This window comes from Pseudomonas sp. GW821-FHT09H03, from assembly GCF_059415945.1.
The window spans coordinates 68109-86128 of record NZ_JBWKOF010000008.1 but is presented as its reverse complement, the minus strand read 5'-3'; the positions used below and the strand labels follow the sequence as shown (position 1 = coordinate 86128).

At 57.8% G+C, this 18020-nt stretch carries 20 protein-coding genes; 12 read left to right on the top strand and 8 right to left on the bottom strand.

Features of this window, described 5'->3' with window-relative positions; translation table 11 throughout:
- Nucleotide 1: 1 nt before the first annotated feature.
- The gene (locus AC07OG_RS13260; protein WP_495067221.1) at nucleotides 2-961 is read right to left on the bottom strand and encodes a MerR family transcriptional regulator; all 960 of its coding nucleotides are present in this window, start codon (nucleotides 959-961) and stop codon (nucleotides 2-4) included.
- 212 nt (nucleotides 962-1173) lie between these two features.
- Here AC07OG_RS13260 and AC07OG_RS13255 point away from each other — a divergent pair, with 212 nt between their 5' ends.
- From AC07OG_RS13255 to AC07OG_RS13225, 7 genes are all read left to right on the top strand, one after another.
- Entirely contained in the window at nucleotides 1174-1746 is a 573-nt protein-coding gene (locus tag AC07OG_RS13255; RefSeq protein WP_060543009.1) for an antibiotic biosynthesis monooxygenase, read from the top strand.
- Between the two features lie 167 nt (nucleotides 1747-1913).
- Nucleotides 1914-2624 (top strand): dihydromonapterin reductase, encoded by a 711-nt coding sequence (folM, locus tag AC07OG_RS13250; protein WP_060543008.1) that lies wholly within the window; start codon nucleotides 1914-1916, stop codon nucleotides 2622-2624.
- A 20-nt stretch (nucleotides 2625-2644) separates the two neighbouring features.
- Nucleotides 2645-3223 carry a GTP cyclohydrolase I FolE gene (gene folE / locus AC07OG_RS13245; RefSeq protein ID WP_060543007.1) on the top strand — a complete coding sequence of 193 codons (579 nt, stop codon included), beginning with the start codon at nucleotides 2645-2647 and terminating at the stop codon, nucleotides 3221-3223.
- Nucleotides 3223-3594, top strand: a complete 372-nt coding sequence (gene folX / locus AC07OG_RS13240) for a dihydroneopterin triphosphate 2'-epimerase (protein ID WP_059403284.1) — start codon at nucleotides 3223-3225, stop codon at nucleotides 3592-3594. The genes folE and folX overlap by 1 nt, the downstream gene beginning before the upstream one ends.
- Before the next feature lie 95 nt (nucleotides 3595-3689).
- Nucleotides 3690-3986 carry a DUF1244 domain-containing protein gene (locus AC07OG_RS13235; protein ID WP_007944633.1) on the top strand — a complete coding sequence of 99 codons (297 nt, stop codon included), beginning with the start codon at nucleotides 3690-3692 and terminating at the stop codon, nucleotides 3984-3986.
- A complete protein-coding gene (locus AC07OG_RS13230) occupies nucleotides 3979-4317 on the top strand; it encodes a HopJ type III effector protein (RefSeq protein ID WP_218425606.1) in 339 nt (112 codons plus the stop codon). Before AC07OG_RS13235 ends, AC07OG_RS13230 begins: the two co-directional genes overlap by 8 nt.
- A gap of 335 nt (nucleotides 4318-4652) precedes the next feature.
- On the top strand, nucleotides 4653-5903 hold the full coding sequence (locus AC07OG_RS13225; protein ID WP_495067220.1) for a 2-aminoadipate transaminase: 1251 nt from the start codon (nucleotides 4653-4655) through the stop codon (nucleotides 5901-5903).
- 177 nt (nucleotides 5904-6080) lie between these two features.
- Here AC07OG_RS13225 and trxB read toward each other — a convergent pair whose 3' ends face one another.
- Nucleotides 6081-7037: a thioredoxin-disulfide reductase gene (trxB, locus tag AC07OG_RS13220; RefSeq protein ID WP_218425607.1), complete on the bottom strand. Its 957-nt coding sequence runs from the start codon at nucleotides 7035-7037 to the stop codon at nucleotides 6081-6083.
- Nucleotides 7038-7351: 314 nt separating this feature from the next.
- On the opposite strand from trxB, the gene cysZ reads away from it, so the two are divergent.
- Nucleotides 7352-8104, top strand: coding sequence for a sulfate transporter CysZ (gene cysZ / locus AC07OG_RS13215; RefSeq protein ID WP_060543003.1), 753 nt, complete (start codon nucleotides 7352-7354; stop codon nucleotides 8102-8104).
- A 42-nt stretch (nucleotides 8105-8146) separates the two neighbouring features.
- Nucleotides 8147-9346, top strand: coding sequence for a glycosyltransferase family 4 protein (locus tag AC07OG_RS13210; RefSeq protein ID WP_495067219.1), 1200 nt, complete (start codon nucleotides 8147-8149; stop codon nucleotides 9344-9346).
- A 126-nt stretch (nucleotides 9347-9472) separates the two neighbouring features.
- On the opposite strand, the gene AC07OG_RS13205 is transcribed toward AC07OG_RS13210, so the two are convergent.
- The 3 genes from AC07OG_RS13205 to AC07OG_RS13195 all read right to left on the bottom strand — a co-directional run bounded on the left by AC07OG_RS13205 (nucleotide 9473) and on the right by AC07OG_RS13195 (nucleotide 11885).
- The gene (locus tag AC07OG_RS13205) at nucleotides 9473-10576 is read right to left on the bottom strand and encodes an NADH:flavin oxidoreductase (RefSeq protein WP_495067218.1); all 1104 of its coding nucleotides are present in this window, start codon (nucleotides 10574-10576) and stop codon (nucleotides 9473-9475) included.
- A gap of 219 nt (nucleotides 10577-10795) precedes the next feature.
- Nucleotides 10796-11278 (bottom strand): glutathione peroxidase, encoded by a 483-nt coding sequence (locus AC07OG_RS13200; protein WP_060543000.1) that lies wholly within the window; start codon nucleotides 11276-11278, stop codon nucleotides 10796-10798.
- A 121-nt stretch (nucleotides 11279-11399) separates the two neighbouring features.
- Nucleotides 11400-11885: an FKBP-type peptidyl-prolyl cis-trans isomerase gene (locus AC07OG_RS13195; RefSeq protein ID WP_008054392.1), complete on the bottom strand. Its 486-nt coding sequence runs from the start codon at nucleotides 11883-11885 to the stop codon at nucleotides 11400-11402.
- Between AC07OG_RS13195 and AC07OG_RS13190 the strand changes: the two genes are divergently transcribed.
- From AC07OG_RS13190 to yihG, 3 genes are read left to right on the top strand one after another with little or no spacing between them, the layout of a single operon-like run.
- Entirely contained in the window at nucleotides 11854-12180 is a 327-nt protein-coding gene (locus AC07OG_RS13190; protein WP_495067217.1) for a DUF3565 domain-containing protein, read from the top strand. The genes AC07OG_RS13195 and AC07OG_RS13190 overlap by 32 nt on opposite strands.
- 60 nt (nucleotides 12181-12240) lie before the next feature.
- Entirely contained in the window at nucleotides 12241-14340 is a 2100-nt protein-coding gene (gene pta / locus AC07OG_RS13185) for a phosphate acetyltransferase (RefSeq protein WP_060542999.1), read from the top strand.
- Entirely contained in the window at nucleotides 14341-15246 is a 906-nt protein-coding gene (yihG, locus tag AC07OG_RS13180; RefSeq protein ID WP_495067216.1) for a 1-acylglycerol-3-phosphate O-acyltransferase, YihG family, read from the top strand.
- A 426-nt stretch (nucleotides 15247-15672) separates the two neighbouring features.
- On the opposite strand, the gene AC07OG_RS13175 is transcribed toward yihG, so the two are convergent.
- Genes AC07OG_RS13175 through AC07OG_RS13165 form a run of 3 tightly spaced genes read right to left on the bottom strand, consistent with a single transcriptional unit; the run spans nucleotide 15673 to nucleotide 17593 of the window.
- Nucleotides 15673-16473 (bottom strand): hypothetical protein, encoded by an 801-nt coding sequence (locus AC07OG_RS13175; protein ID WP_495067215.1) that lies wholly within the window; start codon nucleotides 16471-16473, stop codon nucleotides 15673-15675.
- A 3-nt stretch (nucleotides 16474-16476) separates the two neighbouring features.
- A complete protein-coding gene (locus AC07OG_RS13170; protein WP_495067214.1) occupies nucleotides 16477-17061 on the bottom strand; it encodes a 2OG-Fe(II) oxygenase in 585 nt (194 codons plus the stop codon).
- Nucleotides 17042-17593, bottom strand: coding sequence for a hypothetical protein (locus AC07OG_RS13165; protein WP_495067213.1), 552 nt, complete (start codon nucleotides 17591-17593; stop codon nucleotides 17042-17044). Before AC07OG_RS13165 ends, AC07OG_RS13170 begins: the two co-directional genes overlap by 20 nt.
- Nucleotides 17594-18020 lie beyond the last annotated feature (427 nt).

Genomic DNA, 18020 nt, shown 5'->3' with positions numbered 1-18020 from the left:
GTCAAGTATCGAGATTGCCTGCCAGGAACTGATTCAGACGTTGGCACATGACATCGCCGTCGTGACCCAGGCAACCGATGGATGATCCGGCCAGTTCCTCTTCCGCCAAATCAGAAGCATCCCCGGCCAGCAACAACCGGCATTCCAGGCTCATGGCCAGGCGGTTCAAGCGCCGGGGCAAGTCGGCTGCCGGCAGGTGATTGGAGAACAACACCAGCGCCTCGGGCCTGATCCTTTCGCAGACCAGGGGCAGTTCGTCTAGCAACTGACCGATATTCAGTACTCGCACTCCCGCCTGCCCTGCGCCAAGAAACAGCGAGGCAACCAGCAATTCCAGTTCCCGGCACTGGCCGGCCAGGGCGCCGACAATCACCCTTCGAGGATCTGTACCGCGATTCAACAGCAGTCGTTGCAGCACTCGATCCCGCAGGAAACCATCGAAGAACAGCCACTCGCTGGAGCCGCCGAATCTATCCTGGCGATGCAGCAATTGCTTCCAGACAGGCATCAGAATGTCTTGAAACACCACCGCTTGGGAATATGTGGAAAAGATCTGCCCGTAGATTCGCTCCAGCTGGATCTCGTCAAACGCGCTGACGGCAGCCTGAACCTGCTGCTGCCATTGCGCGTAGTCGGCTTGCACCAGGTCGTTGGGAATCAGATGCGCCAATGGCTGCAACGGAGCAGACCTGGCCAGTATCGTGCCAATCTTGCTGACAGCAACACCGCGCTCTATCCAGCCCAGAATACTGCGAACACGCTCAATATCGGTCATCGAATACAGGCGATGCCCACTTTCGGTGCGCGTGGGCACGATCAGCCCATGACGGCGCTCCCAGGCCCGGAGCGTGACCGGGTTGACTCCTGTCAGGCGCGCCACCTCGCGAATCGGAAACAACTCTTGCTGTTCCAGCGAAGCGGACACCTGTACACCTGAAGCAGCATCAGTGAGTACGGGCATCGGCGTTCTACGTCCATGTGTAGTTCGGCCCCCCATTTAACGCTCTTGCACCACTTTGATTCAAGCCATCGCTGCTCGAAAAACAACAAATACGAAAACAGGTAGAATACGGAATAGTCCTTGCTAGTCCCCAGAGGCAGCCCACCACCCCGGCGCTGTGCCTGGCGAAGTTCCTACCCGGAACATCGCAGACGTATTTACGGAGATACACAATGTCTACCTCACCCGTCACGCTGATGGTTGCTCGCCGCGTTGCCGATGGCCGCTATCAGGAACTGATCGCCTGGTTGCGCGAAGGCGAACAACTGGCCACCGACTTCCCCGGCTATCTCGGCTCCGGCGTGCTTGCTCCGCCGCCCGACGATGACGAATTCCAGATCATCTTTCGCTTCGCCGACGAGCAGACCCTGCACGCCTGGGAGCACTCCGCTTCGCGCACTGCCTGGCTCGGACGTGGCAGCGATCTGTTCGCCCATCCAACCGAACATCGAGTAAGCGGTATCGAAGGCTGGTTCGGTGCGGCCGGTCAACGACCGCCACGCTGGAAACAGGCAGTGGCGATCTGGCTGGCATTTTTTCCGGTATCGATGCTGTTCAACTTTGTACTGGGCCCATTGCTCAGTGACATGGCATTGCTGCCCAAGGTGTTAGTCAGCACCCTGTGCCTGACGCCGATGATGGTGTATCTCTTCATTCCCCTCTCGACCCGGTTGCTGGCCAACTGGTTGAATGCCACGCCTGCACGCCACTTGCACGTCGAGCCCTCCACGCAAAATCATAGATAAACCTGCGGGAGCGAGCCTGCTTGCGATGAGGCCGCCACATTCAACATCAGTGGCGCCTGATCTACCGCCATCGCGAGCAGGCTGGCTCCCTCAGACGACGCACCCTCGATAGGTGAACACCACCGCGCGCTGGTATAGTTTTGCTATTACCGCGACGTGAGCCGTTCATGACCTCTTCCGCAGCCCCCATTCTCATCACCGGCGCCGGCCAGCGTGTCGGCCTGCACTGCGCGCAACGATTGCTTGAAGACGGCCACCGGGTGATCTTCACCTACCGCACCGAGCGCCCGGGCGTGCGAGCCCTGCGCGATCTGGGGGCGACTGCACTGTTCGCGGATTTCTCCAGTGAAACCGGGATTTTCGCATTCATCAGCGACCTGAAAACCCATACCGACAGCCTGCGGGCGATTGTCCATAACGCTTCCGAATGGCTGGCCGAAACCCCCGACACCGATGCCGCAGCGTTCACGCGCATGTTCAGCGTGCACATGCTGGCGCCCTACCTGATCAACCTGCATTGCGCTGATTTGCTGCAACGCTCGACGCCGGCCGACATCGTGCACATCGGCGATGACGTGACCCGCAAGGGCAGCAGCAAGCACATCGGCTATTGCGCCAGTAAAGCCGGGCTCGACAGCCTGACCCTGTCCTTCGCCGCGAAGTACGCGCCAGGCATCAAGGTCAACGGCATCGCGCCAGCCCTGCTACTGTTCAATGCCGATGACGATGCAGCCTACCGCGCCAAGGCGCTGGCCAAATCCGCACTGGGCATTGAGCCTGGCAGCGAAGTGATCTACCAAAGCCTGCGCTATTTGCTCGACAGCCCTTATGTGACCGGCACCACACTGACCGTCAACGGCGGACGGCACGTCAAATAACCGCCCCGCGAGGATGTTCCATGACGCTACCCCTGCCCCGGCAGTCCTTGTCCCAGAGCTATCGCGAGATCCTCATCGGCCTTGGTGAAAATCCCGAGCGCGAAGGCTTGCTCGATACACCGGCACGGGCGGCCAAAGCCATGCAGTACCTCTGCCACGGGTACGATCAAAGTATCGAAGAGATCGTCAACGGCGCGTTGTTCGCCTCGGACAACGATGAAATGGTCATCGTCGACAACATCGAACTGTATTCTCTGTGCGAACATCATCTGTTGCCCTTCATCGGCAAGGCTCATGTGGCTTATATTCCAACGGGCAAGGTGCTGGGCCTGTCGAAGATTGCGCGGTTGGTGGACATGTTCGCCCGTCGCCTGCAAATCCAGGAAAACCTCACTCGGCAAATTGCCGACGCGGTACAACAAGTGACCGGCGCGGCCGGCGTTGCGGTGGTCATCGAGGCGCAGCACATGTGCATGATGATGCGCGGCGTCGAAAAACAGAATTCGACCATGAACACCTCGGTGATGCTCGGCGCCTTCCGCGAGTCGAGCAACACCCGACAGGAGTTCCTGCAATTGATTGGACGGAGCAAGAAGTAATGCCACAACTTCAACCAGGCATGGCACGCATCCGGGTCAAGGACCTGTGCCTGCGCACCTTCATCGGGATCAACGAGGATGAAATCCTCAACAAGCAGGATGTGTTGATCAACCTGACGATTCTGTATGCGGCGCAGGATGCCGTGCGTGACAACGATATCGATCACGCGTTGAATTACCGCACCATCACCAAAGCGATCATCGCGCACGTGGAAGGCAATCGATTCGCCTTGCTCGAACGCCTGACCCAGGAAATTCTCGATCTGGTCATGGCCAATGAATCGGTGCTGTACGCCGAAGTCGAGGTCGACAAACCTCATGCCCTGCGTTTTGCAGAGTCGGTGTCGATAACACTCGCAGCGAGCCGTTAGCTTCAAGCGGCAAGCGGCAAGCTGTAAACTTCACCGCACCGCAATCCACTTGCAGCTCGAAGCTTGCCGCTCAAAGCTGTCTCGAAGAGACCCCCATGACCGATCAACAACGCCTGGAACTCGAAGCCGCCGCCTTTCGCCGGCTGGTGGCCCATCTGGACAGCCGCAAGGATGTACAGAACATCGACCTGATGAACCTCTCGGGGTTCTGCCGCAACTGCCTGTCGAAGTGGTACAAGGCCGCGGCTGACGAACGCCAGATCGACGTCAGCCTTGATGACGCCCGTGAAGTCGTCTACGGCATGCCGTACGCCGAGTGGAAAGCCCAATACCAGCAAGAAGCCAGCGCCGAACAACAAGCGGCGTTCGCCAAAGGAAAACCCAATGAGTGATTTGAACACCTTGCGCACCAGCCTGAAGAGCGGCGAACACGTTTTCGCCGATACCCTGGCGTTCATCGCCGCCGGCTATGACTATCAGCCTCAGGCATTCAACAACGGCGGTGTGGAAAACGCCGCCTTGCAAAACGAAGGTTCGTGCAAGACCCTGGGCCTGGCCCTGCTGGAAGGGTTGAGCGATGAAGAAGCGCTGTTGGCATTTGGCGAGCATTACCGCTCGGTGCTGGCCACCCCTGAAGGCAGCGACCACGGCAATATCCGTGCGTTGATCGCCAATGGGCTGGCCGGGGTGAAGTTCGCCCGGCAGCCCCTGACCCGCCGCTGATTCAACTTGTAGGAGCGAGCATGCTCGCGATGAACCTGAGAACGCTGCGGGGTATCTGGCGCCCAGCGTTATCGTTAACGACCATCGCGAGCATGCTCGCTCCTACAGGGTCTGCGCCACATCGCCGCGATGAACCTGGGAATGCTGCGGGGTATCTGGCGCCCAGCGTAATCGTTCGCGAGCATCGCGAGCATGCTCGCTCCTACAGGGTCTGCGCCTGATCGAACAGCACATCCAGACTTTTAAGATTGATCCCGCCACTTTATTTCGTTTGTCCGGTAGCGCTGATCGCGGCTTAGATAAAAGAAGCCTCCCTTCTTTCGAGCCGGTCATCCATGAACAGCGAAAGCATCAGTCAGTCGATCAACATCGTTCACCCTGTCACGCTCAGCCACGGCAAAAATGCCGAGGTCTGGGACACCGATGGCAAACGCTACATCGACTTTGTCGGCGGCATCGGCGTGCTGAACCTCGGCCACTGCCATCCGCGTATCGTCCAGGCCATTGGCGAACAAGCGACAAAACTGACTCATTACGCTTTCAACGCTGCGCCCCATACGCCCTACATCGAGTTCATGGACCGCCTCTGCGCGTTTATCCCGGTGGATTACCCGGTCAGCGGAATGTTCACCAACAGCGGCGCCGAGGCGGCTGAAAACGCCTTGAAGATCGTTCGCGGCGCTACGGGTCGCACGGCAGTCGTCGCCTTTGATGGCGCCTTCCACGGTCGCACACTGGCCACCCTCAATCTCAACGGCAAAGTTGCCCCCTACAAACAGAAAGTCGGCGTGTTGCCCGGCCCGGTGTACCACCTGCCCTTCCCCAGCCAGGATAACGACGTGACCTGCGCCGAGGCCCTGAAGGCCATGGAGCGGTTGTTCAACGTCGAGATCGATGTCGACGACGTGGCCTGTTTCATCGTCGAACCGGTGCAGGGTGAAGGCGGCTTCCTGGCCATGGACGTGCAATTCGCCCAGGCGCTGCGGCGCTTGTGCGACGAGAAAGGCATCCTGCTGATCGCCGATGAAATCCAGTCCGGCTTCGGCCGTACCGGGCAGCGCTTTGCCTTCTCGCGGCTGGGCATCGAGCCGGACCTGATCCTGCTGGGCAAAAGCATCGCCGGCGGCGTACCGCTGGGCGCGGTGGTCGGGCGCAAGGCACTGCTCGACAACTTGCCCAAGGGCGGACTCGGTGGCACCTATTCGGGCAACCCCATCGCGTGCGCTGCCGGACTGGCGACGCTGGACGTAATGACCGACGCCAATCTGCAAGCCTGGGGTTCGCAGCAGGAGGAGGCGATTGTCAGCCGCTACCAATCCTGGCGCGATCGCAACCTGTCCCCCTACCTCGGACGCCTGACCGGCGTTGGCTCGATGCGTGGCATTGAACTGGCCAACGCCGACGGCACACCGGCCTCGGCGCAGTTGACGCAACTGCTGGGCCTGGCGCGGGAAGCCGGGTTGCTGCTGATGCCAAGTGGCAAGTCGCGGCACATTGTTCGGCTGTTGGCGCCGCTGACTACCGAGGCGGCGGTATTGGAGGAAGGCCTGGATATTCTTGAAGCGTGCCTGGCCAGACTGTCCTGACAACCTGATCCCTGTAGAAGCCGGCTTGCTGGCGAAGGCGGTGTGTCAGGCGAGCTCAATGTGGGTTGATGCACCGTCATCGCTGGCAAGCCGGCTCCTAAAGGTCCGGAATGTAATCAGGCACTAAATTGTGGACAAAAAAAACCGGCCGAAGCCGGTTTTTTTACGAGCACAGAATCAAGCGTTTTTCAGATTGTCGAGGTAGCGCTCTGCATCCAGTGCCGCCATGCAGCCGGCGCCGGCCGAGGTGATGGCCTGACGGTACACGTGGTCTGCTACGTCGCCAGCGGCGAAGATACCTTCAAGGTTGGTCGCAGTGGCGTTGCCGTCACGGCCGCCCTGCACGACCAGGTAGCCGTCTTTGAGGGTCAACTGGCCCTCGAACAGCGAAGTGTTCGGGGTGTGGCCGATGGCGATGAACACGCCGTCGACCTTGATTTCGTCGAAGCTGCCGTCGTTGTTCTTCAGACGCGCGCCGGTCACGCCCATGTTGTCGCCCAGGACTTCGTCCAGGGTCGCGTTCAGCTTCAGGATGATCTTGCCTTCGGCAACCCGGGCATTGAGCTTGTCGATCAGGATCTTCTCGGCGCGGAAGGTTTCGCGACGGTGGATCAGGGTCACGGTGCTGGCAATGTTGGCCAGGTACAGTGCTTCTTCCACCGCTGTGTTGCCACCACCGACCACGGCCACTGGCTTGTTGCGATAGAAGAAACCGTCGCAGGTAGCGCAGGCGGAAACGCCTTTGCCCATGAACGCTTCTTCCGATGGCAGGCCCAGGTAACGAGCGCTGGCACCGGTGGCGATGATCAGGGCATCACAGGTGTAGGTCGCGCTGTCACCGGTCAGGGTGTACGGCTTGGCAGCGAAGTCCACGGCATTGATGTGATCGAAAACGATCTCGGTTTCAAAACGCTCGGCGTGCTCTTTCATCCGCTCCATCAGCGCCGGGCCGGTCAGACCGTGGACATCGCCAGGCCAGTTGTCGACTTCGGTGGTGGTAGTCAGTTGACCGCCGGCCTGCATGCCGGTGATCAGCAGTGGCTTGAGGTTGGCACGGGCGGCATAGACCGCGGCGCTGTAACCGGCAGGGCCGGAACCGAGAATAATCACTCGCGAATGACGAACTTCAGACATGACCTGCTCCTGTTGACCGGCCCGGAACACCTGGCGCGGAACGCCGGATCGCCGGCGGGAATAAAAAAGAACGGTTGCAAGCACTTGGGGAAGGCTTGAACACGACCGTCCTGTAAAAAGTTGGGTGCAGCGTATCGAGGGGGCGAAGATTAAGGAAATACCGAATAACAATCCAGCTCATAGGTGGTCTCTATTCCATCACCGTGACTAAAGGGACGTCTTTGTTACAGTGAATGTCGATACCGCCGCCGCGCTTTCACCTGCACCGCAAAGCCGGTAAGGTCGGCGCGTTTTCCCTCTGCTCGGAGCCCGTTATGCCCGCCCCCGTTCTGTCCGGCCCGCAATACCTGCGCGAAGGCCTCAAGCTGGTGCTGAGTCCCGGCCTGCGCCTGTTTGTGCTTTTGCCGCTGGCGATCAACCTGGTGCTGTTCGTCGGATTGATCTATCTGGCCGGCCATCAATTCAGCCTGTGGGTCGATGCGCTGATGCCGTCCCTGCCCGACTGGCTGAGTTTTCTCAGTTACATCCTCTGGCCGTTGTTCGTGGTTCTGGTGGGGTTGATGGTGTTCTTCACCTTCACCATGCTCGCCAACGTCATCGCCGCGCCGTTCAACGGTTTTCTCGCGGAGAAAGTCGAGGTGGTGGTACGCGGCACTGACGACTTCCCGGCTTTCAGCTGGGGCGAACTGGTCGCAATGGTTCCGCGAACATTGGCCCGGGAGATGCGCAAACTCGGCTACTTCCTGCCGCGGGCAATCGGGCTGTTCATCCTCTCGTTCATCCCGGTGCTGAACATCATTGCCGCGCCGCTATGGCTGCTGTTCGGGGTGTGGATGATGGCGATCCAGTACATCGACTACCCGGCGGACAACCACAAGCTGGGCTGGAACGAGATGCTCGCCTGGCTGCGCGAGAAGCGCTGGCAGAGCATGAGCTTTGGCGGGAGCGTTTATCTGGTGCTGCTGATCCCGGTGGTCAACATCCTGATGATGCCGGCCGCCGTGGCCGGGGCGACGCTGTTCTGGGTGCGTGAGCGCGGTGCCGAGAATCTGGTGGCCCAGCGCTAAGCGGTCGTCACAAATCCATCATCCCGACGTCACACTGACGACATGACCCCAATCGACACTGGGGTCATGACGACAACTCTACATATCACCCTGATCACCGAAACCTTCCCACCGGAAATCAACGGCGTGGCCAACACCCTTGGCCGTTTGTGCGATGGCTTGCGCGCGCGCGGGCATCAGGTGGAGCTGGTACGACCGCGCCAGGGCTGTGACCAGCAACAGGGCAGCGACGATGAATTGATGTTGTGCCGGGGCTGGCCGCTGCCGGGCTATCCTGGCCTGCAGTGGGGCCAGTCGTCGATGCATAAGCTGTTGCGACGCTGGAAGCGTCATCGCCCGGACGTGCTGTACATCGCCACTGAAGGACCGCTGGGGTTGTCGGCATTGCGCGCCGCACGGCGCCTGGGTATTTCTGTGGTCAGTGGCTTTCACACCAATTTCCAGCAATACACCAGCGAGTACGGCCTTGGCCTGCTGACACGTTTGCTGACTCATTACTTGCGCTGGTTTCATAACCGCTCCAATTTGACCCTGGTACCCAGTGTCAGTCAGCGAATGGAACTGGAACGGCGTCATTTCGAACGCCTGGCCTTGCTGTCCAGGGGTGTCGACAGCCAATTGTTTCACCCCGCCAAACGCCTGAATGCCCTGCGCGAGCAATGGGGGTTGGCCGAGCAAGACATTGCCGTCATTCATGTCGGTCGTCTGGCTGTGGAAAAGAACCTCGGCTTGCTCAAACGTACATTTGACGCCCTCAAGACAAGTTATCCACAGCACGTTCTCAAGCTGATCGTGGTCGGCGACGGCCCGCAGCGTCAGGAGCTGCAACGGGAACTGCCCGAGGCGGTTTTCTGCGGCGCCCAGCGTGGCGAAGCCCTGGCCTGCCATTACGCCTCGGGGGATGTGTTTTTGTTCCCGAGCCTGACCGAAACCTTCGGCAATGTGGTGCTTGAAGCGCTCGCCTCGGGGCTTGGGGTAGTGGCCTACGACCAGGCGGCGGCAGCCCAGCATATTCGGCATGGCTACAACGGAGTATTGGCTATGCCGGGGGATGAAGAGGCGTTCTGCGATGCAGCGGCGTGGTTGCTGGAGGAGCGCGAAGCGTTGCGCAATATCAGGCTCAATGCGCGACAGCATGCCAGTCGACAGGGTTGGGCGACGATTATCGAGCAATTCGAGGGGCAGTTGCGTGGGGCGTGTGCCGGGGAACTGGTGGTGCCGAATACACCGATTGTTCCCTGATTTTGTAGTGCCCTTTAGTCAGTCTTCGCGAGCAAGCCCGCTCCCACAGGTTACCGGGTTATCTCAGAGAGATGAGGTCAAATGTGGGAGCGGGCTTGCTCGCGAAGGCGTAAGTCCAGACGTCGCTTAAACCAGCGTCATCAACGCCTCACGACTGAACGGCAGGATGTCTTCCTCGCGACCGTCACGCACTTTCTGCGCCCAGTCCGGGTCAACCAGCAAGGCACGACCGACCGCAACCAGGTCGAACTCATCGTTGTTCAGGCGCTCCAGCAGCTTCTCCAGGCTGGCAGGCTGCGCGACCTTGTCGGTGTTGACCATGAACTGCAGGAACTCGCCGTCCAGGCCGACGCTGCCCACAGTGATGGTTGGCTTGCCGGTGAGTTGGCGGGTCCAGCCTGCCAGGTTCAGCTCGGAACCGTCGAATTCCGGCTCCCAGAAACGGCGGGTCGAGCAGTGGAAAATATCCACACCCGCATCAGACAACGGCTTGAGGAACTCGCCCAGCGCCTCCGGGGTTTGTACCAGGCGCGCGGTGTAGTCCTGCTGTTTCCACTGCGAAAAGCGCAAGATAATCGGGAAATCTTCCCCGACTGCGGCACGCACCGCCTGAATCAGCTCGATGGCGAAGCGCGAACGGTTGGCCAGGCTGCCGCCGTATTCGTCGGTGCGCTGGTTGCTGCCTTCCCAGAAGAACTGGTCGACCAGATAGCCGTGGGCGCCGTGGATTTCCACGCCGTCCATGCCGATGCTCTGGGCATCCTTTGCCGCTTGGGCGAACGCGGCGATCACCTCCTGGATATCTTGTTTAGTCATGCCGTGAACCACGACCTGGCCGTCCTTCACTTTTTCCGACGGGCCGTAACCCGGCACGCCGGCGTCCGGCTCGGTGCCGATGCGACGCACGTTGCCCACATGCCACAGTTGCGGAACGATCTTGCCGCCTTCGGCGTGGACCGCGTCGACGACTTTTTTCCAGCCAGCCAGAGCCGCTTCACCGTAGAAATGCGGAACGTTCGGGTAACCGTTAGAAGCCTGGTGCCCGACGGTGGTGCCTTCGGTGATGATCAGGCCGACGCCCGCAGCGGCGCGACGACGGTAGTATTCGATCACTTTGGAATTAGGGACGCCACCTGGGGAAAACGAGCGGGTCATCGGCGCCATGACGACGCGGGTCGGCAATTGGAGGGTGCCGAGGTGGAACGGTTTGAACAGGGCTTTTACTGGCATGGGACGCTCCACGGAAGAATGACTTTATGACAGCCATAATATTGCGTCCGCAAAGCATTTAACAGCATTATTGATTTTGGTGATTAAGGCTCAAAAGGTAACGAATAACGTTGCAGGAGCGAGCCTGCTCGCGATAAACCTGAGAACGCCGTGGGGTGTCAGTTACCCCGCGTTATCGTTCACGACCATCGCGCGCATGCTCGCTCCTCCAGGGGGACGTCAGCTCAGGGCTTTTTCAATCGCATGGACAATGGTCGGATCATCCGGCGCCGTGCGCGGCGAGAAACGCGCCAGTACGCGGCCGTCCTTGCCCAACAGGAACTTCTCGAAGTTCCAGGTGATGTCGCCGGGGAACTCCGCGCCCTCTCCCGCCAGCAGGCGGTACAACTGATGACGCTCGTGTCCGTTGACTTCCAGCTTGCTGGATAACGGAAAGGTCACGCCATAGTTGAGGCTGCAGAAATCCTTGATCTCCTGCTCGCTACCCGGTTCCTGCCCGGCAAACTGGTTGCAGGGCAAGCCCAGCACGCTGAAGCCTTTGGCCTTGTATTGCTGGTAAAGGTTTTCCAGCGCTGCGTACTGCGGAGTCAGGCCACATTTGGACGCGACGTTAACCACCAGCACAACTTGCCCTTTGAAGGGCGCCAGTGGTAGCTCCTGTCCATCCAGGGCTGTCAATTTAAGGTCGTGAAAAGCACTCATCGCGTACTCCAGATTCCCGTGTTCTTCTCGAAACAGCCACTTGGCGGTGTCGCCGGGACGACCGCAGACTAAAAAGGCGCCCTCGGGGCGCCTCTCCAGTTATCTGAGCTTAGCGCAGAAATCAGTGGTGATGGCCACCTTCGCCATGGACGTGACCATGAGCGATTTCTTCCTGGCTGGCATCGCGGATGTTGATGATCTTGACCTGGAAATTCAGGCGCTGACCAGCCAACGGGTGGTTGCCGTCAACGGTAACGTCGTCGCCATCGAGGTCGCGAATGGTCACGATCTGCATCTGGCCGTCCGGAGCGGAAGCGTGGAACTGCATGCCCACTTCCAGTTCATCGACGCCTTCGAACATGCTGCGGCTCAGGGTGCTGACCAGTTCGGCAGCGTATTCGCCGTAAGCGTCTTCAGGTTCAACGGCTACAGTCAGTTCGTCGCCAACGGCCTTGCCTTCCAGTGCCTTTTCCAGGCCCGGGATGATATTGCCTGCACCTTGCAGGTAAACCAGCGGCGCGCCGCCGGCGGAGCTGTCGATGACCTCACCAGCGTCGTTGGTCAGGGTATAGTCGATGGAGACAGCCTTATTGGCGGCGATCAGCATGGGGCGAGACCTTTTGCATAAGAAATTTGAAAGACCAAGTTTAGCGAAGCCATCGCCCGAAAGCGAACACAACCCGGACAGACGGGATTCGACGATCAAAGGCTTCCATCAGGACGAGGACGGGCACTGGGTGGCCGAGCTTTCCTGCGGCCATACCCAGCACCTGCGGCATCAGCCGCCGTGGCAATCCCGGGCCTGGGTCATGGACCCTGCGCAACGCCAGGAAAAAATAGGCCAACCCTTTGCTTGCGGTTGGTGCGCACAAGGCTCGGTTAGCGATAATCTTGACCACTGAATTTCGGTAGAGGGCCAGTCATAGGCCGTCACCATTGCCATGCACCTCCAGAGAATCCGCATGCAAACTTTTTTTATCGCCCCCACCGATTTTGGCGTGGGTCTGACCTCCATCAGCCTCGGGCTGGTGCGCACCCTTGAGCGAGCCGGCCTGAAAGTCGGCTTCTTCAAGCCGATTGCCCAGCCCCATCCCGGCGACACCGGGCCCGAGCGCTCCACCGAGCTGGTGGCCCGCACCCACGGGCTCAAACCACCACAGCCTTTGGGTCTGGCCCATGTCGAGCGCATGCTGGGCGATGGTCAACTGGACGAATTGCTCGAAGAGATCATCACGCTCTATCAGCAGGCCGCCATCGGCAAGGACGTGCTGATCGTCGAAGGCATGGTGCCGACCCGCAGCGCCAGCTACGCCGCACGGGTCAACCTGCATCTGGCCAAGAGCCTCGACGCCGAGGTGATTCTGGTCTCGGCACCGGAAAACGAAGTGCTGACCGAACTGTCCGGCCGCGTGGAATTGCAGGCGCAATTGTTCGGTGGCCCGAAGGACCCGAAAGTCCTTGGCGTGATTCTCAACAAGGTCAAGACCGACGAGAGCATGGAGGCGTTCGCCGCACGGCTGAAGGAACATTCGCCACTGTTGCGCAGTGGCGATTTCCGCCTGCTGGGCTGCATTCCGTTCCAGCCGGAATTGAACGCACCGCGCACCCGCGACGTAGCCGACCTGATGGGCGCGCAAGTGCTCAACGCCGGCGACTACGAAACCCGACGCATGACCAAAATCATCATTTGCGCGCGCACCATGCGCAACACTGTGGAGCTGCTCAAGCCCGGCGTGCTGGTGGTAACCCCCGGCGATCGCGACGACATCATCCTCGCCGTCAGCCTCGCGGCGATGAATGGCGTGCCTCTGGCCGGCCTGTTGCTGACCAGCGACACCCTGCCCGACCCGCGCATCATGGACCTGTGCCGAGGCGCCTTGCAGGCTGGCCTGCCGGTGTTGTCGGTGAGCACCGGCTCCTACGACACCGCCAACCAGTTGAACGGCCTGAACAAGGAGATCCCCATCGATGACCGCGAGCGCGCGGAGATCATCACCGATTTCGTCGCCAGCCATCTGGACGCCAACTGGCTGCACCAGCGCTGCGGCACACCTCGGGAGATGCGCCTGTCGCCGGCGGTATTCCGCTATCAATTGATCCAGCGCGCCCAAGGCGCCAACAAGCGCATCGTCCTGCCCGAAGGCAGCGAGCCGCTGACCGTGCAGGCCGCGGCGATCTGCCAGGCGCGCGGCATCGCTCGCTGCGTGTTGCTGGCCAAACCCGAAGACGTGCAGGCGGTCGCTCGCGCCCAGGGCATCGAGCTGCCGCCGGGGCTGGAAATCCTCGATCCGGATTTGATCCGCGAGCGCTACGTCGAACCCATGGTCGCCCTGCGCAAAAGCAAGAGCCTCAACGCGCCAATGGCCGAGCAGCAACTGGAAGACACCGTGGTGATCGGCACCATGATGCTGGCGCTGGATGAGGTCGACGGCCTGGTATCGGGTGTCATTCACTCCACCGCCAACACCATCCGCCCAGCCCTGCAGCTGATCAAGACCGCGCCCGGCTGCACCTTGGTGTCGTCGGTGTTCTTCATGCTGTTTCCCGAAGAAGTGCTGGTCTATGGCGACTGCGTCATGAACCCGCACCCGAGCGCGAGTGAACTGGCCGAGATTGCCCTGCAAAGCGCCGACTCGGCCGCTGCGTTCGGCATCACGCCACGGGTGGCTATGATCAGCTACTCCAGCGGTGATTCGGCCAGTGGCGAAGAAGTCGAAAAAGTGCGCGAGGCCACCCTGCTCGCCCACGAACAGCAAAATTCACTGCTGATCGATGGCCCGTTGCAGTACGACGCCGCCGCCAACGAAACCGTGGCCCGGCAACTGGCGCCGAACAGCCAGGTGGCCGGTCGCGCCACGGTATTCGTGTTCCCCGACCTCAACACCGGTAACACCACTCACAAAGCTGTGCAGCGCAGCGCCGACTGCGTCAGCCTCGGGCCGATGCTGCAAGGCCTGCGCAAACCGGTGAACGACCTGCCGCGCGGCGCGCAGGTCGACGACATCGTCTATACCATCGCACTGACCGCGATTCAGGCTGCCAACCGACCTATGGATATTTAAATGCTGGATTTTCTACCTGCACCGCTGCGAGGCGTGATCACCTCTGTGCTGTTGGCTCTGAACACGATATTGCTCTGCACCTTTCTGTTCTGCGTGGCGCTGTTGAAAGCCTTGCCGTTCGCCCTTACCCGGCGTTTCGCACACTGGCTGATGAGCCATACCCACGAAGCCTGGATCAGCAACAATAAAGGCTGGATGAATCTGGTGCGCCGTACCCGTTGGCACATCAGTGGCCTGCAAGGTCTCGACTATCAACACTCCTACCTGATCACCAGCAACCACCAGAGCTGGGTCGACATCCTCGTGCTGCAATACGTGCTCAACCGCCGCATCCAGCCGTTGAAGTTCTTTCTCAAGCAAGAGCTGATCTGGGTCCCTGTGATCGGCCTGGCCTGGTGGGCGCTCGATTTTCCGTTCATGAAGCGCTACTCCAAGGCTTATCTGGAAAAGCACCCGGAGAAGAAAGGCAAGGACCTGGAAACCACCCGCAAGACGTGCGCGAAATTTCGCCATAACCCGGTGGGGATTTTCAATTTCGTCGAGGGCACGCGCTTCACCGAGGGCAAGCACGCCCAGCAAAAGTCACCGTTCAAGTACTTGCTCAAACCCAAGGCTGGCGGCATTGCATTCGTGCTGGATGCCATGGGTGAGCAATTGGAATCCATCGTCAACGTGACTATTCACTACCCCGCCGGACGTCCCGGTTTCTGGGATTTACTGTGCGGGAATGTCGCGGATGTGGTGGTGCATTTTGAGGAACTGAAGATTCCGCCGCAGTTCATTGGCAAGAACTACGATCAGGATGGGGAATACCGACTGCAGTTCCAAGGCTGGATCAACCAGTTGTGGGAAGACAAGGATGCGTTGTTGGGGCAAATGCATCGGGAATACCCAGACCGCCGCTGAACCAATGTGGGAGCGGGCTTGCTCGCGAAAGCGGCGCATCAGTCGGCATCAACGTTGAATGTTCGTCCGTATTCGCGAGCAAGCCCGCTCCCACAGTTGACCGGGTCGACCTGAAATAAAAAACCCGCCGTTGATCACTCGTCGGCGGGTTATTCATTTCTGGCTAAGAATTAGATCGCGCCACGTTTGCGCAACAGATCCAGAACTTGCTTGACGCCTTCTCAAGCGACACAACCGAGAGTTTTTGAAAAAAAATTTTAGCTTCGTTCCAGGTTAATACGGATCAAAGGGCTGACGAGGGAAACACGCAGACGCACTAATCAGCACAGCCTAACTCACCATTATTACTTGACCGACGAATAATTCGTTAACGAGATTTTAAATCGGAGAAAGAATCAGAACGACATTAGCTATGTATGTGGGCAATTACACATAACCATCACTTCCACTAGTGCAGCACCCATACTCATCACCGTTATCGTCTGCACCAGCATTTCCATTACCAAATTCAAGGGGACCGATGGTGATTGTTGGAACTATATCAGGAGGAGGAGTCGGAAGCACAGGATTCGTTGGCGGAGCAAAACCCCCACCCCCACTATCCTCACTAATTGTAGATACTGCCGAAGGCACCACCTCCCCGGTCTCAGGCGACCAATTGAGTGAAAGCATTTGACTATTGTACGACACCCCCAATACGTCTTTATGCACAAACTTCATATCGGGAGCCCAAACATAATCGATATAATTATCCAGCGCATTCCCCTCAAAGAAGGCTGCCGCATTTGTTATGATATCTTTAACGACTTGCGATTGATAGATTGAGTATCCACCAGCAACAGCAGAAACACTCAAACTGACAACAACCACCGTCGGAGAAGCCATTAAAACGGCCATAGTCGCGATCACACCTGCAACATTACCAACAAGACTAACAACATCATTCAAATCAAATTTCGCGCCATCCCTAATGTCTACCCCTATCTTTAGTAATGTAATCGTTCCTGCAGTTATATTGGCAGGCATACTCACAATCGGCACATATGGACCTGCTATTTTGGTGACAGACGTCACGCTAGCTATAACAGCCCCGGTCTGTGCAGCCTGATTCAACACCACCATACCATTCCCATTTACTAAAAACTGATCTGCCACCGCAGTCGCGCCCGAACCGACAGTAACACCATCGTTCACCACGCCCACAAATATCTCAGCTTTCCCGGCCATACCTTACTCCTTGATCACAGTTTTAAATGCTAATGTCATTCTTACCTGGTCACACTTCACGGAAGGTGATCTTGCAGCATGGGGAATCCGCCCATCGAAAATCACTACCCGACGAGATTTCGGAAGTACCGCCTTAATGATATTTTGTTTCGTATCATCATAAAAAACGAGCTCCCCTCCCCAAGACGTCGGCCAGTATTCGTTACCGAAAACGATCACTGTCAGTCCTGAATGCGTTTTGTTATCGCGGTGAATAATGGTGTCCTGCCCAAACGTCTGCCCGTTCGCGTAAACACCTAACAATGTCATGTCAAAGTTATGTAATCCTATGAAGCGCTCCCAAAAACCGATCAGAAAACACCACGACTCATTATTACTCAACTCTTCTAAGCAGGACTTTCGATCAGGACGGCCTTTACCTGCGATGAATACATGCCAGCAGGGTCGAACGAACGGGAGTTCTTCATAATTCGGCCAGTTGTATCTCCAGACAGCCCCCTTAAGCTGAAGATTTATACCAGCCTCTTCGCTTTCCGTTAAAAAGTCGTCGACTACATATATTTCACCATCAATTTTCTCGATCTTCATATCCCTTCCTTTTAGAAACACATCTATTCCAAACACCGTCCCTAATAACAAAAACAAGCAACCACAAAGACGAAACAGACCAACCAAACATTACTAAATAGACACCAACGTTCTGGTATTTCGCCCAGTACAATATGTCTGACCGACTGATCAGCAACCCACCGCCAGCATCATAAACCGACCAAACAAATTTTTTACTTCGATCCGAATCTACGGCAACCCAGAGCTTTCGTGACTTACTAAAATCCAGATGCCGCACATCACCACTATGAGCCTCAATGACGTACTTATATGACTCATCACCCACTCCGACTCTAAGGTATAAATACGAGGAGCTCTTTTCGTGCGAAACGGCCCGAAAAACACAAGCCCTCTCCATAACAAACTGCTCTGGCAATGGCGGGATTTTTTTTATTCCACCACCTATAAAAAACAAGGCTAACAACAAACAAAAAAGCAATACCACACAAAGAACAATCTCACCAAAACTAGCAATATACCGAACTGAAATAGATGTTTTTTTTGCACACATAGAGGCACCCACAAACCTGAACAACAACACTACCGACATAGCGCTGAGTATTTTTGTGGTTATTCACAATTTAGAAATAACCCAACTTATAACGCCACGCTCGAATAGCAAGAAACAACTTTAAAAAACGCATACCCCCTGGGGTCTTGCCTCTGTCAAAGACAATATCCCCCTACACAAAGAAACGTAACTTACCCATTTCCGATAACCCTGTAGTCCATTTCCCAAGTGCTAATGACGCTGGAAATTGACGGGAGACGACCAACTGCTTCCTCGGCTGATATTGGGACTGATCAGTCAGTAACTATGATGACTGCGGCGCCCATCGCGGAAACCCCGCTCGCAGAGCGCTTTGTTAACCGTAAATCCCGAGCACAAAAAAACCCGCAGACGATCACTCGTATGCGGGTTTTTGTTTGCAGCTTGA